The organism is Bacillus sp. GW823-FHT06A11 (assembly GCF_058795355.1).
On the sequence record NZ_JBXAHS010000003.1, the window covers coordinates 491,465 to 507,951 of the forward strand.

General features: G+C 35.1%; 13 protein-coding genes and 3 other annotated features. Of the genes, 2 read left to right on the top strand and 11 right to left on the bottom strand.

Going from position 1 to position 16,487, the window contains the following annotated elements; translation table 11 throughout:
- Positions 1-94: 94 nt before the first annotated feature.
- The 7 genes from AC1Q8L_RS16750 to AC1Q8L_RS16780 all read right to left on the bottom strand — a co-directional run bounded on the left by AC1Q8L_RS16750 (position 95) and on the right by AC1Q8L_RS16780 (position 11,741).
- The gene (locus AC1Q8L_RS16750; RefSeq protein ID WP_001100911.1) at positions 95-1,255 is read right to left on the bottom strand and encodes a GNAT family N-acetyltransferase; all 1,161 of its coding nucleotides are present in this window, start codon (positions 1,253-1,255) and stop codon (positions 95-97) included.
- Between the two features lie 125 nt (positions 1,256-1,380).
- Positions 1,381-2,670: a 3-phosphoshikimate 1-carboxyvinyltransferase gene (gene aroA, locus AC1Q8L_RS16755; protein WP_000664625.1), complete on the bottom strand. Its 1,290-nt coding sequence runs from the start codon at positions 2,668-2,670 to the stop codon at positions 1,381-1,383.
- A 17-nt stretch (positions 2,671-2,687) separates the two neighbouring features.
- Positions 2,688-3,788 (bottom strand): prephenate dehydrogenase, encoded by a 1,101-nt coding sequence (gene tyrA, locus AC1Q8L_RS16760; protein ID WP_001228133.1) that lies wholly within the window; start codon positions 3,786-3,788, stop codon positions 2,688-2,690.
- On the bottom strand, positions 3,781-4,881 hold the full coding sequence (hisC, locus tag AC1Q8L_RS16765) for a histidinol-phosphate transaminase (RefSeq protein WP_086387417.1): 1,101 nt from the start codon (positions 4,879-4,881) through the stop codon (positions 3,781-3,783). Before hisC ends, tyrA begins: the two co-directional genes overlap by 8 nt.
- An 18-nt stretch (positions 4,882-4,899) precedes the next feature.
- Positions 4,900-6,072, bottom strand: coding sequence for a chorismate synthase (gene aroC, locus AC1Q8L_RS16770; protein ID WP_001269431.1), 1,173 nt, complete (start codon positions 6,070-6,072; stop codon positions 4,900-4,902).
- A 53-nt stretch (positions 6,073-6,125) separates the two neighbouring features.
- Positions 6,126-6,345 (bottom strand) — a binding site (T-box leader).
- Between the two features lie 9 nt (positions 6,346-6,354).
- The gene (locus AC1Q8L_RS16775; protein ID WP_001273575.1) at positions 6,355-7,431 is read right to left on the bottom strand and encodes a bifunctional 3-deoxy-7-phosphoheptulonate synthase/chorismate mutase; all 1,077 of its coding nucleotides are present in this window, start codon (positions 7,429-7,431) and stop codon (positions 6,355-6,357) included.
- Positions 7,432-7,625: 194 nt separating this feature from the next.
- Positions 7,626-7,861, bottom strand: a binding site (T-box leader).
- A gap of 54 nt (positions 7,862-7,915) precedes the next feature.
- Positions 7,916-8,151, bottom strand: a binding site (T-box leader).
- 107 nt (positions 8,152-8,258) lie between these two features.
- Positions 8,259-11,741, bottom strand: a complete 3,483-nt coding sequence (locus AC1Q8L_RS16780; RefSeq protein WP_000265170.1) for a DUF4020 domain-containing protein — start codon at positions 11,739-11,741, stop codon at positions 8,259-8,261.
- A gap of 181 nt (positions 11,742-11,922) precedes the next feature.
- Between AC1Q8L_RS16780 and AC1Q8L_RS16785 the strand changes: the two genes are divergently transcribed.
- Entirely contained in the window at positions 11,923-12,360 is a 438-nt protein-coding gene (locus AC1Q8L_RS16785) for a YndM family protein (protein WP_000997702.1), read from the top strand.
- A 150-nt stretch (positions 12,361-12,510) separates the two neighbouring features.
- Here AC1Q8L_RS16785 and AC1Q8L_RS16790 read toward each other — a convergent pair whose 3' ends face one another.
- Genes AC1Q8L_RS16790 through AC1Q8L_RS16800 form a run of 3 tightly spaced genes read right to left on the bottom strand, consistent with a single transcriptional unit; the run spans position 12,511 to position 13,941 of the window.
- The gene (locus tag AC1Q8L_RS16790) at positions 12,511-13,041 is read right to left on the bottom strand and encodes a cysteine hydrolase family protein (RefSeq protein ID WP_000709530.1); all 531 of its coding nucleotides are present in this window, start codon (positions 13,039-13,041) and stop codon (positions 12,511-12,513) included.
- A gap of 42 nt (positions 13,042-13,083) precedes the next feature.
- Positions 13,084-13,623, bottom strand: coding sequence for a GNAT family N-acetyltransferase (locus AC1Q8L_RS16795; RefSeq protein WP_000898782.1), 540 nt, complete (start codon positions 13,621-13,623; stop codon positions 13,084-13,086).
- Positions 13,624-13,635: 12 nt separating this feature from the next.
- On the bottom strand, positions 13,636-13,941 hold the full coding sequence (locus AC1Q8L_RS16800) for a YfzA family protein (protein ID WP_000502337.1): 306 nt from the start codon (positions 13,939-13,941) through the stop codon (positions 13,636-13,638).
- A 99-nt stretch (positions 13,942-14,040) separates the two neighbouring features.
- Here AC1Q8L_RS16800 and AC1Q8L_RS16805 point away from each other — a divergent pair, with 99 nt between their 5' ends.
- The gene (locus AC1Q8L_RS16805) at positions 14,041-14,565 is read left to right on the top strand and encodes a kinase (RefSeq protein WP_000042586.1); all 525 of its coding nucleotides are present in this window, start codon (positions 14,041-14,043) and stop codon (positions 14,563-14,565) included.
- A 356-nt stretch (positions 14,566-14,921) separates the two neighbouring features.
- Here the strand turns inward: AC1Q8L_RS16805 and entB are convergent, their stop codons facing one another.
- Positions 14,922-16,460, bottom strand: coding sequence for a cell wall-binding protein EntB (gene entB, locus AC1Q8L_RS16810; RefSeq protein ID WP_176581072.1), 1,539 nt, complete (start codon positions 16,458-16,460; stop codon positions 14,922-14,924).
- Positions 16,461-16,487: the final 27 nt, after the last annotated feature.

Genomic DNA, 16,487 nt, shown 5'->3' on the forward strand with positions numbered 1-16,487 from the left:
TTTTTAGAATACATCGACTTACCGACAAAAACGAGAACCAAAGAGAAAACCGTCCCAAATTTTGTTTGGGACAGCCCCATTTCCTATTTAAAGCTTAAAAGAAATCATAAATAAAAGCTTTACGTACTGGAACTATATTCTCAAATGCTTGTATTTCCTCTTCGCTTCCGCTAATGAATTCTAGTTCATTAAGCTCTAACGGACGCTTGTAGCCAAACATTATTGTAGATAATGCGTTAATATCCAGCTTAATTCCTTTATCTATTGTTTCCTCTTTCATAATTGTTATTTCATGATTCGCAAGCCTCACTGATACGTTGTTCCACGGAGCAAATGCGTCTGTAATGTGTAGAATCACTTCTTGCTGTACATTGTTCCAGCTCAACTCATATTGTTTTAAGAACTGCTCTACATCTACAATTCTTCCCATAAAATATGGTTTTATTTCTGTCTTCACGCGTGGCTCTTGCAATGAATATAGCAACGGTTCGTTTTCACTTACTGTCATTTCAAGTTCTTTAATCATAGAATCATGCTGGCAAATAAAGTTCCACAGACCATTTCGTGCTTCATTATGCAGTGGTACAAATTCTTCTACTGTCATTTTATAGTTTTCTATTTTGTATAACATGTAACCGGCTGCCTTTTTATTTTCATCATAGTAAATCGCTAATGTTAAATCATCATAAACCGCTTGAAACCACCAGTTCTTCTCTCGAACTAACATACCTGAAAAACGTTCTGCAAATGCTTCATAGAGCTTCTCGACTTCTTCTGGATGATTTTCTTTATTGAAACGTTTCACAGTGCCATTTACTTGTTTTTTCATCACTAAATCGCTCTTAGTCATATGACATGTGACTAAATTCGCACAAAGTTCCCAGCCGTATTTACGGTAAAATGAAACCGCAAATGGATGTAACATAGAGACTGTATAGCCATCTTTTTTCATCGTTTGAAGTGAATATTGAAGTAGCTCTTTTACATACCCACTTCTTCTATACTCAGGATACGTCGCTACCCCTGCAACGCCACCCATTTTAAATTTTTCTTTACCTATGTAAATATGAAACGGAATAAGATGTAGTTTTGCTGCTAAGTCTTCCCCTTCCATAATGCCGTATATTTCATGACTTTCCTTCATCTTTGTAAGTTGCTGCTGTAATCGTTCCTCATCTACTTTATATTGAAAAGCGTATTCTGATAAACATAATGCTTCTCTGAACTTATCTTCTTTTAATTGTATGACATTCATATAATTCTCCTCCATTCCCTGTTTGAATTGTATCACAATTCTTTCTATTGTAGTTCGGTAAGTGAAATTAGAAAGACGTTTTAACAAAAAAAGCAGATACATCACGTATCTGCTTTCCATCCTTATTATTTAGCTAACTTTTGAAGTTCATCAAAGAATGTAGGATATGATACACCTACTGCTTCTGCATCTTCAATAATTGTTTTTCCTTCTGCCAGGCAGCCAGCAATCGCAAGCATCATTCCGATGCGATGATCACCATAACTATTTACTGTATTGCCTTTTAGAGCTGATTTTCCGTAAATGATCATGCCGTCATCAGTTGCTTCTATGCGAGCTCCTAGTTTCGTTAACTCAGCAACGACTGTATCAATACGATTTGTTTCTTTTACTTTTAATTCGTGTGCATCTTTAATTACTGTAATTCCTTCCGCTTGCGTTGCCGCTAATGCGATTACAGGAATCTCATCGATTAATCTAGGGATAATATCTCCGCCAATTTCAATTCCTTTTAATGAAGATGTTTCAATTGTAATATTTGCAGCTGGTTCTGATGCCCCTTCGTTAATTAGATCTACAGTGAACGTAGCACCCATTTTCTCTAAAACATCAATAATACCTGTACGAGTTGGATTCATTCCTACATTTTGTAATACTAGTTTACTATTTGGGATGATTGCACCTGCTACTAAGAAAAATGCTGCTGATGATACGTCACCTGGCACTTGAATGTCTGTTGCTGTTAATTTTTGTCCACCTGACAGCTTCACTGTTTTCCCTTCGCGAGTTACTTTAACACCAAATGCTTCAAGCATTCTTTCCGTATGGTCGCGTGAAATATGTGGTTCTGTAACAGCTGTTACACCTTCTGCACGAAGACCTGCAAGTAAAATAGCTGACTTTACTTGTGCACTTGCAACAGGAGAAATATATTCAATTGCTTTTAAATCTCCGCCACGTATTGTTAGCGGTGTAAATGTTCCTTCTTCTCTGCCGTCAATGTTTGCACCCATTTGTTTTAATGGGTTTGTTACACGCTTCATCGGTCTTTTTGCGATAGACTCATCACCTTGTACGCAAGAGAAAAATGGTGTGTTAGCTAATATACCTGACATTAATCGAATTGTTGTACCAGAATTACCAACATCTAATACAGCTTTCGGTTCTTGTAAACCTTCTAATCCTTTACCAACTACAATAACTTCATCACCGTTTTGCGTAATTTCTACTCCCATTTCTTTAAAACATGAAATAGTACTTAAACAGTCTGCACCGGGCAAGAAACCTTTAATTGTTGTTTTCCCTTCTGCAATCGAACCGAACATAACAGCACGGTGTGAAATGGATTTATCACCTGGGATTGTAATATTGCCATTCAATCCGTTATTAACAGGTTGTATTGTTCTTTCTTTCACGTTTTTCACCTTCTCATTTAAATTGTTTCATAAGTTTGGTATTCTTCTTCTCCAAGCGCTAGCTTTGCTTTCATACGATCTTCTTCCCTTTGGAAACTAATACGTAATACCCCAAGCAGTCCTTCACGCGCTTCTAATATTTGCAAGTTCGTAATACTAATTTCCTCGCGCGCTAAAATACTCGTAATATGAGCCAATGCCCCCACCTTATCTAATACATCAACGTATAAGTCGTGATAGGCAGGAATTGCACCACTCTTTCTTACTGGTAAAGAATCACGGTATTCTTTCGCATCTGCAAAATAGTTTTGAATCTCGCCTGCATCTCCGGTAGAAACTGTCTTATATAAACCTTCCATTTCAGAGATCCACTCTTTTAATAATACCATTAAATGCTCTCGATTTTGCTTTACAATATCACTCCACATTTTAGGACTACTAGATGCGATACGTGTAATGTCTTTGAAACCTCCAGCAGCGAGTTGATGAATGAGCGGATTATCTCCTGCATGTTTCTCAACTTGCTTTACTAAACCTGCTGCGATAAGATGCGGGAAATGACTAACAATCCCTGTTACATAATCATGTTCTTCTGTATTTAAAACAAGAAAATGAGATCCTGTTCCTTTTAACCATACTTTAAGGTCTTCCACTTGTTCATTTGGTATATGATTCATCGGTGTTAAAATGTAAAATGCATTTTCAAATAAATGCGCCTTTGCGCTTTCAACTCCCGTTTTATGAGAACCCGCCATCGGATGTCCCCCAATGAAAGAAACTTCCTTTGAAAATAAAGCTTCCGCTTCGTTCATAATAGACCCTTTTGTACTACCAACATCAGTCACTATAACATCTTCTCGTAAACGGAATGACGCAAGTTTGTGTAATAGCTTCTTCGTTTCTTCAACTGGAGAAGCAAAAATAATTAAATGTGCCTCTTCACATGCATGCTGTAAATCAACTGCTACTTCATCTACTACGTGTAATTCTTTTGCACGCTCTACTTGCTCTTTAAATATATCGTAACCTGTTATCGTTACATCGTGCTCTTTCTTAATCGCTAATGCGAGAGAGCCTCCGATTAAACCAGTTCCAATTAAAACTACCTTTTTACGCATTTGCCTCATCTCGAGACTTTCTTTTTTTATTTTCAAAGTGTTGTTTTAACACTGAAATCACTCCTTCATTTTGCTCCCTTGTTCCGACTGTAATACGGACACCATTCGGGAACGGACGAATAATAAATCCTGCATGTGCACAAGCTTCATAAATCTCTCCTGCATTCTCAACTGGCAAGAAGATGAAATTTGTTTGTGATGGATAAAATGGAATTTCATTTTCCTTACAAAAGCTTTCGTATTTTTGTAATCCCTCTGTATTCACACGAACTATTTCCTCAATAAACTCATCGTCACCAAAAGCAATCGTCGCTGCTTTTTGCGCTAATGAAGATACGTTAAATGGCAAACGTACGACATTTAATTTCTCAATTAGCTCTTCCTGTCCGATCGCATATCCAACGCGGAAAGAAGCTAATCCGTATGCTTTAGAAAACGTTCTAAGTACAAGAATGTTTTTATGTTTTTCTAAAAGCGGTAATGTCTCAGGGAAATCTTTTGCTGTTACGTATTCATAGTACGCTTCATCAATGACAATTAACGTATTTTCACTAATGCCTTCAATAAATTGAGTTAATTTTTGCTCATTCACATATGTGCCCGTCGGGTTGTTCGGATTACAAATCCATACGATTTTCGTATTATTATTTACCGCTGACGAAATTTCGTCTAAATCGTATACACCGTTATTTAAAGGAATTTCTTTCACTTCACTGCCTTCAATAATTGCATGATGACGGTACTGCGGGAATGTTGCACCAGCCGTTACGATATTATCTCCTGCTTTAAGTACTGCACGGCTTATCATTTGAATGACTTCATCTAAACCACTACCACAAAGTACTTGTTCCATTTGCACATGCAACTTATCCGCGATTGTTTGACGGAGCGTCGTAGCACCTCCGTCAGGATATAAAGCATGTTCCAACCAAGATTTTTGCAACTCTTCTAAAACTCTCGGTGAACAACCGAATGGATTTTCATTCGATGCTAATTTCACAAACGAATGATCTCCGTACACTTCTTTCATTTGTTCTGGTGATTTACCTGGTTTATATGGTTGTAATGATGATAGTTGATCTTTTACTTGCACGTTAAACCCACCTTTTTATTAAAATTCTTTTGCGTAGTTATTGTGTTGCATAATGTTTTGTTTTAATAATTCCATACGATCTTTTCCGAATTGTTCGACTAGTGCATCTGCAAGTTCCCATGCTACAACAGATTCAGCTACTACACCCGCCGCTGGTACTGCGCAACTATCAGATCTTTCAATACTCGCTTGGAATGCTTCCTTCGTATCAATATCAACGCTTGCTAACGGTTTGTATAATGTAGGAATTGGCTTCATAACGCCTCTTACGACAATTGGCATACCTGTTGTCATACCGCCTTCTAAACCGCCGGCATTATTCGTTTTTCTCGTGTATCCTTTTTCTTCATCCCACAGAATTTCATCATGCACTTTACTTCCTGGTTGTCTTGCCGCTTCAAAACCTACGCCAATTTCAGCACCTTTAAATGCATTTATACTCATAATTGCACCAGCAAGTTTTGCATCTAATTTACGATCGTAATGAACGTAACTACCAACGCCAATTGGCATACCTTCTGCAATAACTTCCACAATACCACCGATTGAATCTCCGCTACTTTTTGCGTTGTCAATCGCATCCATCATTTCTTGCTCTACTTCTTTATCTAAACATCGAACTGGTGAGTTTTCAGTTATCGTTTGAATTTCTTCAATCGGTAAGTTTGAAATATGTTTTGCTTTTACTCCACCAATTTCAAGAACATGTCCTGCAATTTTTACGCCTAATTCGCTTAAAATTTGTTTTGCAACTGCACCAGCAGCTACACGAACTGTCGTTTCTCTTGCAGATGAGCGCTCTAATACGTTTCTTATATCACGATGACCATATTTAATTGCTCCATTTAAATCCGCATGTCCTGGACGTGGTTTTGTAATTGTACGTTTCATGTCTTTACTTTCTTTTTCAGAAATTGGCTCAGCGCCCATTACTTTCGTCCAATGTTTGAAATCATCATTTTTTACGATTAACGTAATCGGTGATCCAAGTGTCATCCCGTGACGAACACCACTTACAATTTCAACTGTATCTGTTTCAATTTGCATGCGTCTTCCGCGTCCATGACCTTTTTGTCTTCTTAATAATTCTTTATTAATATGTTCCGCCGTAAGTGTCAAACCTGCTGGTACACCTTCTAAAATAACTGTTAACTGCGGTCCATGTGATTCTCCAGCTGTAATGTATCTCATTTCTCTTGCCCCTTTACTATTTTTTTGTACAAAAAAGTCCCTACTGAGCGCTCAGTAGGGACGATGTTTATCGCGGTACCACCCTAGTTGTAGACAACTGTCGTCTACCTCTCTTCTTCTTTAACGATCGTTTGACCGTCTTCCCCTCCATAAGTTGTCGAGAAAGATGCTCCAAGGCTGTAATTCATGCTTACCTTTGTACTGATTCACACCAGCCATCAGCTCTCTTTAACAGTGAGATAAGCACTACTGTTTCCTCTTCAACGCATATATGATATGGAATTAAGATAATTTATTTTTGAAACCTTTTAACTCATCCATGAATCTATGGAATTCTGGAATGTCCATTTGTTGTGCAGAATCTGACAATGCAACTGCTGGATCTGGATGAACTTCAGCCATTACTGCATCTGCGCCAATTGCAAGTGCCGCTTTCGCTGTTGGTAATAATAAATCTCTGCGTCCAGTTGAATGTGTTACATCAACGATAACTGGTAAATGTGTTTCTTTCTTTAAAATTGGTACTGCAGAAATGTCTAATGTGTTACGTGTTGCTCTTTCGTATGTGCGGATACCGCGCTCACAAAGAATAATTTGATCGTTACCTTGCGCAATGATGTATTCCGCTGCGTTAATGAACTCATCAATTGTTGCTGCTAATCCACGTTTTAATAATACTGGTTTGTTAACTTTACCTACAGCTCGTAATAAATCGAAGTTTTGCATGTTACGTGCGCCAACTTGAATTACATCAACGTAGTCTAATGCCATTTCAACATCGTTCGGATTTAAAATTTCACTAATAATTGCTAAGTCGAACTCGTCTGCTACTTGACGTAAAATTTGAAGTCCTTCTACTCCTAAACCTTGGAAATCGTATGGAGATGTTCTCGGTTTGAATGCACCACCGCGCATTAATTTTAAGCCTTGGTCTTTCATCGCTTGCCCTACTTGACGAACTTGCTCTAAGCTTTCTACTGCACAAGGTCCCATGATGAACGTTTGTGTTCCGTTTCCAATCAATTCACCTTTTACATCAACGATTGTATTTTCTTGTTTCTTTTTACGTGATACTAGTAACGCTTTACGGTTATCATCTTCTTGTAACTCTAAGCTTGCTTTGAAAATCGTTTTGAAAATATGTTGAACTGTTGATGTTTCGAATGGTCCTTCGTTATGCTCTGCAATCATATCAAGTACTTCACGCTCACGTACTGGATCAAAGCGTTTCGTGCCTTGTACTTGCTTTTGCTCTCCAATTTTTTGAACAATTTCACCACGTTTGTTTAAAAGGTGTAATAGTTGTAAGTTAATTTCATCTACCTGTTTACGTAATTGATCTAATTCATGATTTGCCATTTGGAAATCCTCCTCTAATGTTTTAAAAGTATAGTAAGAGAATAAAAAATTCTCTATTTTCTGAACTGACTAATTATACAAATTTATAGTGGAATCGATACCTCTTCTTATTTTAAACTAATAATTTGTACAAAGACATGAACTACTAGTTAAAAACCCACTTTTTTGTACAAAAAAGCCCTACTGATTCAATCAGTAGGGACGATATTTATCGCGGTACCACCCTAGTTGTAGACTTCTTTCGTCTACCTCTCTTCATTGTTAACGATCATCTGACCGTCTTTCCCTTCATAAAGACAATACTATCTTTACTACGAAAAAGATGCTCCAGGACTGTAATTCGCTCTTGTTTTTGTACTGGTTCGCACCAACCACCAGCTCTCTGTTACAGGGAAACAACAACTACTGCTTTTCCTTTCAATGCATGACTATTTTATTTTCAAGTTGGACCACTAAAATACAAAAAGTCCCTACTGAATAAATCAGTAGGGACGATATTTATCGCGGTACCACCCTAGTTGTAGACTAACTTTCCGTCTACCTCTCTTCACTGTTAACGATCAATTGACCGCTTTTTCCTCATAAAGACAAACTATCTTTATTACGAAAAAGATGCTCCAAGACTGTAATTCATGATTATCCCTGTACTGGTTCACACCAACCACCAGCTCTCTGTTACAGTAAGACTAACCACTACTGTGATCTCTTCATTGCACTTTGTTTATTCAAATGTTTTTGAAATTGAATAAGTATGATTCGTATTATAGAACGCTTTTCAAAACACTGTCAACAACTTTTTATATATTTTTTAATTTTCCACTTTCGTCCTATAGTTCTTCTTGTAAATCACCCATTACAATTCCTATGCGAATTATTTCGTTTTCCAGTAAATGTAAAACACATTCCTCTACTTCATACTGAACTAATAATTCTTTTATTTGTATGATTTCTTTTTCAAATAAAACGGCTTCTTGACATGTTTGTAGTAAAATAAAAAACACATTTGCAAACATTTCTTTATGCGCTTTCATACTTTCTTTTTTATGAAGCATTTCAATCAATAACTGCTTCATTTCCTCACCTGTACATTTACCATTTACACTTGAAAATGCACGAGACATAATATATAATCCTTTTTCTAATATTTCATCCATGTATAAAATAATACGTAAAAGCATTACATATTCTCTCGCTGTTATCTCACCCATTTTTGGTCGTTCTCGCAAAAATACACTGAGCCAAGCTGTCCAAAATTTTTGTTGTTCTTTTACACTTAATGTTTTGACGTAATAGCATAAAAACTGCATAAATTTAATTTTATTTTCTTCATTTTCTAGTATGAGTAAAGGGTATAACCAATCTGTTTTTTGCTCCCAATATAGTACACATTTAATAAATACAAAGCTAAGCCACTTCAAGAAAGCTTCCCTCGTATGCGGATGTAATACTTCCAAATGTTCTATCGCATACTTAATAAAACGCTTCATTTCTGTAAATAAAGGTAAATTTATTTGCGTGTAACATAAACCAGCCCATGCATATTCCGTAATTTCATTTTGTTTTTTTAAATCTAAGTATGGTAACAAATATTTTCGGCACCATTGCTTTTCAATATGATATAGAAATGTAATATCTGCTATTAAACGAGCAAACATAAAGTTTGTTCGTACTGAATTAACTCTTACTTGTTCTTCAAATAAAAATAAATATTCATATACATTACGATCGTATAAATGATCATATGATAACAACTTTAATAATACAGCCGTCATTTTTCCAACAGGATGCTGAATTGATTCATTGTAAAAATCTTGTTTTCCAAGCTTAAAATCCGTATCACTCTTCATAACTTGAGGAAACACTGAAAAAGCAAAGCGTTTTACAACACGTATACTATTCTCTTCTAACTCTTCTAGTCGATTACTAATTTCATATAGAAAACTACTAATTAACCAATGAAAAGCAGTATTTCTAACAAATTTCTGCAATAACGGAATAATTTTTTGGATTTGATCATTTGTCAATCCTCTGTTATTTCTCCATTCTCTAATACAAACAAACCATACTTCATTACTTATTTCTTGCACTCCTACTAATTGATATGCGAATGAAATACTCCACTCTGTATTCAATTTACATGCTTTTGATAACATCTCTAAAAAATGGCGTTGTTCAAAAACACCATCTTGCGAAAATTGCCGAACTTGCTTCATAATTTCAACATCTTTCAGCTGCAATAATCCGTCAGCTGTTACATTACAAGTAATACTTTGCGCTGCATCCTCTTTCTTTTGTACACTGTATCGTTCAGAATGAAAATGAGGATGCTTTTGCTTCATTAACTCATACCCATTTGCCGTAGATGGGCTATTTGAATCACACTTGAATAATAAGTCTAATACGAGACATGCATCAAATACCCTCTCTTCTGTAAGACGCTTTATTACAGTTCGAGTGACTTCTTCTTTTGTTTTTTCTAAACAATGTGAATAATGACTTTTTAAAAGTTGGAAAACTTCATGTTTATAAGTGAAATCTAAAAGAAGTCCTTCCTGTAACAACCATTTCATTTTGTCATCTACACGAACAAAAATATTTTTATTCATCGCATCAATTGCAATTCGCTTTTGAAGTACACTATTTGCTTCTATCATTTCTGTAATATAATAATCCGCTTTTTTCTCATTGTTTTCACATAAATAAGTTAGACACTCTTTTACAATTTGTATTAAAAATGCAAGATCATTTTGATGAAATTCTTTTTCTACATCTTCTTTATTTCTTTTTTTCAGTGCCGTTTGTCTTAACGACAACATTCTCAATTTTTCTAATCCAATCATCATAATTGGAACAGCATAATAGGCGATATATGGCCTCATCTTTTCATTCCAAATTTGCTCCACATGAGAAAATGTTGATACTGGTAAGCGACTCGATTCCTCGAGTTCTATTGCTTCTTGCGTATCATTTCCCCATTTTCTTACACGTTTCAACTTCAGCTTTCCGTCTAAAATAAAAGTTAGTAACAATAACGCAATTTCCTTATGCTCAGGAAAAGAACATTTTTGCAGTAACTTAGAAATCTTTTCTATAGAGCTACTATCTTTTTCAGCAGTTTCTAATAAAAGGAGTGTCCACCTGGCAAACAACAATGGGTCCATCTTACTCTTCGTTTCGTTTAAGTAGTTACAAATTGTTTTCCACAATAACGGTGATATTTTAGAATAGTTTTTATAAATTAATTGAAATAATTCTATCTGATGACTAAAAAGAAATTGTTCCACTAACCATTCTGCAAGTAATTCATCTACTTCATTATAGTTTGGCGTAAGCATAAACAAATTTTGTAATTTACCTTCTGCTTCTAACCATTCGACCCATTCATAATCGTGAGCAAATTCCACAAAGTAACGAACTGTTTCAATTTTTTTAATTGATTGCTTTATGTATGATAATTGTTCCTGTTCTACTGACGGGGGAACCGTTACAATATCCCGAATACGCATTCTTTTCGTAATATAATTATCACCCATTAATTCCGCCCAGCGTTTTACCGCTTTTACGAGAGATTGATGATTATTCACTTTATTCGGATACACAATCGGTCTTATCCCTAAATGTTCCCAGTGGTACGTATTTTCTCCTTGTGCGACAAAAGCAAATCGTCTTGTACTTGGTGGTAAACCAGTTGCTAAATATTTCATTACTGGGTCATTATGACTATATCCAACGAATAAAACGGTGTAATTTGAGAATAGATCGACTAAAAATCTTCTCGCCCAACCTTCTGTTAAATAAGCCCTTCCAAAATCACCGTCTGTTAAAATTAAAGCCTCTTTCTCCTGTTCTACATTACCATGTATATAAGCAAGACCTTTAAAAGCTCTCCCAGTCGGTAAAGCTGGAGCGTAATAAACATTGATATCTCTATTTATTTCTTTAATTGCAGTTGTAAAATGTTGATCAAAATTTGTTGTTACAATGCGGATATCTGTATCTAAAGGAAATAACCTTGGAATTGCATAATGCAATGGATTCGGTTTTGATTTCTCTATATGAACAAGATCTCTTGCGACTTGATGTACATCTTTTGTTTTCGCAATTTTACCAAGATAATAATCATGTGGTTCTGTTATTTCACGCTTTTCGACATATAACGTTTTTGCAATTTCATCAACTAAATCATCAAAATTCGGTAAGTTTGATTTCCCTTTCATAGAAACTCCCGCTCCAACAAATAACACTAATTTTCCTTGCTCAATGTGATCAATTAACTCATCTGGAATTTCTACTTCTGAAGTAATCCACATCCTGGATTCCCCCTTACCTAAAAATGTCATACACTCTCATTTTACTATAACATTTTTTCATTATTTTTATAATATTTAGACTAAATTCCAAACATGAAAAAGTTTTATGTAAATAAATCCGTTACAATGTATGAACTACAGAATTTATTGAAAAACTATGTATAAATCGGAGGTGTAAATTTTGAATGATTTCACAGTAGTGCTTATCAAGTTTATATCGTGCATTATCGCATTTAGCATTGGGCTTGCTTTATTTTTCCCTGCAACGTTTGTTCAAATTATTTCATTCAGTCTCTTTGTTACAATCGTATCCTACATGTTCGTTGATAAAATTATTTTAAATCGAATTGGCAATACTGGTGCCATTATGTCGGATTTCTTATTAACATATTTAAGCGTATGGATTTTCGGTAATATTTTATTAGACAACTATATGCAAATTGCATGGGGGAGTATCCTTTCTGCCATCGTCTTCACTTTATCTGAAGTAATCGTTCATCGCTTCTCTAACTCTCATACAAGGCACAACAATGATAACATTCGTATTAATCGCCGCTTTGCATATGGTACGGAGTTTGCTGAAGAACAAAATATATTGGATAAAGACAAGAAGAAGTAACATTTTAATGCAGGAGCGCCCTTTTTAATTATGTGGTGCTCCTTTATTGTATATTTTTATTATGGTACGTGAAATTATATAAACGATTATTTCAAAATATCGACTTACCAACAATATTTGACGCTATTTTTCTAATAAAAAAACTGCCTCTTATTTAGAGGCAGCCACTTTCAAGTCTTTTAATGCAACAACATCCGCAAACGCTCCCAATACTGCGTTATGATGTTTCACAATATCTTCAGCACGTAACACTTCTGCATCAAATGTACTATGCGCATCACTAACTAACGTTACTTTATATCCTTCACTACATGCTCTGCGCGTTGTCGTATCTACACAATACTCTGTTTGCATTCCCGAAAGAATAACGTGTTCAATTCCTTTCTCTTGTAACACTTCGCTTAAGTTTGTCTTATGGAATGAATCTGGCGTCGTCTTTTCAACAATATCATCCCCTTCTTGCGGAGCGATGGTCGGATGGATTCGCCATCCATCCGTACCTTTTTCTAACGGATTGTCTTTAGGACCATTATGTTGGACATAAATAACTGGAATATCATTTGAACGACATTCCCCAATAAGCTCTTGCAATGTTTGTAAAAATTTTTCCCCATTATGTACTGGCATTCCAGCTGTATACATACCCGCTTGTACATCAATTACGATTAATGCTTTTTTCATTTTCCACAGCTACCTTCGTTTATATAAGCCATTTCATATTCATTATAATTGTTTATATTCCATCATCCAACAATCTTCTAGTTTCCCCTCATGCAGCTCATGTTCCTTTAAAATCTTTACTTTTTTAAATCCGCATTTTTCATAACACTTTATCGCTCGTTCATTATTTACTTTCGGATCCATTGCGATTGCTTCTGCTCCCATTTCACCCATAATGTATGTAATTGCTGCCTGAACGAGTTTTTGTCCAATTCCTTTTCCCCAATAGGCTGGTTCACCGATAAATTGATCCATTCCCCATACATTTTGTGATTCTTTATAGCCATATATCGCTTTCCACTCTGAATCAACTGGGTACATTTGTATGTAACCAATCGGAACGGTATCAAATTCTATTAAACATCTTTTTTCATTATTGTTTGGATTATGTATAAAATGATCAAGCACCTTTTCTACAGATTGCGGATTATCTCGTCCTTCGTAATACTGCAGGACTTCTGGGTCCGTTAACCATTTAGAAATAATAGATACATCATCTTCCATTACGTATCTAATCAATAACCCTTCTTTTTGAAATAGCATATTATACCTCTATTATTCTTTTATATTTTTTCTTGATATTATATCTTTCATTGCACCTACTAATGCATATGGTAGTAATGTAATCGCAAAAAATGCTGTAAATACGTTAAATTGCGGGATTGTATAGAGTGTGAACCATTCAGTGAAAAATTGAGAATTTAATATTCTATTAAAAAACTCTCCGCCTGGCCTAAAGTTTGGTGCCCACGCAGTTATTTCACACAAAATAAACAGTAACTGAACAATAAAAAATGCCCCTAGATAACGAAACCAAGTCCGTTTCCATATAGGTTGTGCATTTTTTAATATATCCCCCATCTAATCCCCTCCTTAAATATCCATCATATTAATTATACACTTTCCTCACTTTATTTGTTAAAATTTTCTATATAATTAATACCGTTGGGGGAATACATTATGTCTAAACCTATACTTACATCCACTTTAATCATTCTTAGAGGAAACTCCGCAAGTGGTAAAACAACGATTGCAAAGCAACTACAAGAACATTTCGGACAAGGTACACTTTTAGTATCACAGGATGTTGTGCGTAGAGATATGCTTAGAGTACACGACACAATGGGTAATTTATCACATGATTTACTATTTGAAATTACAAAGTACGGAAAAGGAAAATGTGAATTTATTATTTTAGAAGGTATATTGGACAGTCGTAGGTATGGTGAGATGTTAAAAGAATTAATTCGTTATTTTGATGAAAATGCATTTACATATTATTTTGATTTATCATTAGAGGAAACTATTAGACGACATAACACAAGGGACAAACGATATGAATTTGGTGAAGATTCCCTCCAAAAATGGTATAATCCGCACGATACAATTGAGGTTTCCAGAGAAACTATTTTTACAGATAACTTTACGCAAAAAGATATATTTGATGCGATTCTTAATGATGTTGCGATACAAAAACAAGACTAATATAATATGTTAGTCTTGTTATGTACTTTGTGTTTCCGTTTTTATAATTGAACAATCTTTACATAAATAATAGTATATATTCATTTCCCCAAACTGGAAATCAACTACTGAAATAAGTCCGCGTTCCTCGATATCTTGTGTAATTGTAGCAACATACTATTCTTCTCTACTTCTCAATAACCTTCTGTTCTACTTCCTTACCTCATTCTTAATAGTTTTTCTAAACATGAGACAATTTTTATGTTTTATTACAGGTTTATTAATAAGTCATTTAAAAATCCTATTATACTTCCACTAAAAAAATAAAAGCCAGCCTCAATAAAGAGAACTGACTTCTATTTGGATCATTATAGTTACTATAAAATTTTTACTTTAACAGTTTTTCTTCCCCAATTCATAGCTTTACTTTTTGACCCCATTAATACATCAATACGATTACCTTTAATTGCGCTTCCAGTATCACCAGCGATAGCTTCTCCATAACCTTCTACCCATACTTTAGATCCTAATGGGATTACTTTCGGGTCAACTGCGATAATTCTCATATTCGGATTTGCCGTTAAATCATGCCCCATCGCAGTTAAAACGCGTCCACCATATGTACCATTTTCACTTGGATCAGCAGTATACGCTGTCGCTACTACCGTTAATTCACGTTTAGCAGACTGTATATTGTTTTTTGATACTTCTTTCGCTCTCTCTTCTTCTTTAGCCTTTGCTATTTCTCTTGCTCTCTCTTCTTCTTTTGCTTTTGCTATTTCTCTTGCTTTTTCTTCTTCTTTTGCTTTTGCTATTTCTCTTGCTTTTTCTTCTTCTTTTGCTTTTGCTATTTCTCTTGCTCTCTCTTCTTCTTTTGCTTTTGCTATTTCTTTTGCTTTCTCTTCTTCTTTAGCTCTTGCTATTTCTCTTGCTTTCTCTTCTTCTTTTGCTTTTGCTATTTCTCTTGCTCTCTCTTCTTCTTTTGCTTTTGCTATTTCTCTTGCTTTCTCTTCTTCTTTAGCTTTTGCTTTTTCTTCTTTAGCTTTTGCTATTTCTTGTGCTTTTTCTTCTTTAGCTTTTGCTATTTCTTGCACTTTTTCTTCTTCTTTAGCTTTTACTTCTTCTTTAACTTTTGCCTCTTCTTTAGGCTTTACTATTTCTTGCGCTTTCGGTTCTTCTTTAACTTTTACTTCTTCTTTAACTTTTGCCTCTTCTTTAGGCTTTACCATTTCTTGCGCTTTCGGTTCTTCTTTAACTTTTACTTCTTCTTTGACTTTTGCCTCTTCTTTAGGCTTTACTATTTCTTGCGCTTTCGGTTCTTCTTTAACTTTTACTTCTTCTTTAGGCTTTACTATTTCTTGTGCTTTCGTTGTTTCTTTCACTTTTGCTACTTTCTGCGTCTTTACTTCTTTCTTTTCTTTAACTGATTTTTGTACTTTCGTTACTTGCTTTGCTTTCTCTTCAGTTTTCTTTTCAGTTGGTGCTGTACTTGATAGGAAAGAAACGTTGGCATAAGCAGTTTTTCCTTTATACTCAAATTGCAGCCATCCGTCTTTTACTTGATGCGTTGATTCAATTACATCATCTTTTTTTAGTCTGCCAAGAATTTCTGAATCTGTGTTTGCTTCGGTACGTACATTTAACAAATTCGCAGTTACATGATACACATCTTTTGTAAACTCCGAACTTACAAACACTTCTTTACCGTTCAATTCAATTTTTGACCAGCCATCTTCGGTATTTATGACTTTTAACTCTTGCCCATTCTTTACTTTTTCGACCACTTTTGATTCTGTAGTCGGTTTTTCACGTACGTTAAGTACATCTGCTGTTACGATTGTTTCTGCGGTAGCGGTTGTGGTAAACGCCCCCAATCCAAAAATAGTTGCTGTTGCTGCGCCAATTACTTTTTTCATATTAGCCTCCATTATATTTTTTTGAAT

Coding starts and splice junctions, on each gene's coding strand:
- aroC (WP_001269431.1), bottom strand. CDS start 6,072: ATGAGATACATTACAGCTGGAGAATCACATGGACCGCAGTTAACAGTT.
- AC1Q8L_RS16750 (WP_001100911.1), bottom strand. CDS start 1,255: ATGAATGTCATACAATTAAAAGAAGATAAGTTCAGAGAAGCATTATGT.
- AC1Q8L_RS16780 (WP_000265170.1), bottom strand. CDS start 11,741: ATGTGGATTACTTCAGAAGTAGAAATTCCAGATGAGTTAATTGATCAC.
- entB (WP_176581072.1), bottom strand. CDS start 16,460: ATGAAAAAAGTAATTGGCGCAGCAACAGCAACTATTTTTGGATTGGGG.
- AC1Q8L_RS16805 (WP_000042586.1), top strand. CDS start 14,041: ATGTCTAAACCTATACTTACATCCACTTTAATCATTCTTAGAGGAAAC.
- AC1Q8L_RS16775 (WP_001273575.1), bottom strand. CDS start 7,431: ATGGCAAATCATGAATTAGATCAATTACGTAAACAGGTAGATGAAATT.
- AC1Q8L_RS16800 (WP_000502337.1), bottom strand. CDS start 13,941: ATGGGGGATATATTAAAAAATGCACAACCTATATGGAAACGGACTTGG.
- AC1Q8L_RS16790 (WP_000709530.1), bottom strand. CDS start 13,041: ATGAAAAAAGCATTAATCGTAATTGATGTACAAGCGGGTATGTATACA.
- AC1Q8L_RS16795 (WP_000898782.1), bottom strand. CDS start 13,623: ATGCTATTTCAAAAAGAAGGGTTATTGATTAGATACGTAATGGAAGAT.
- tyrA (WP_001228133.1), bottom strand. CDS start 3,788: ATGCGTAAAAAGGTAGTTTTAATTGGAACTGGTTTAATCGGAGGCTCT.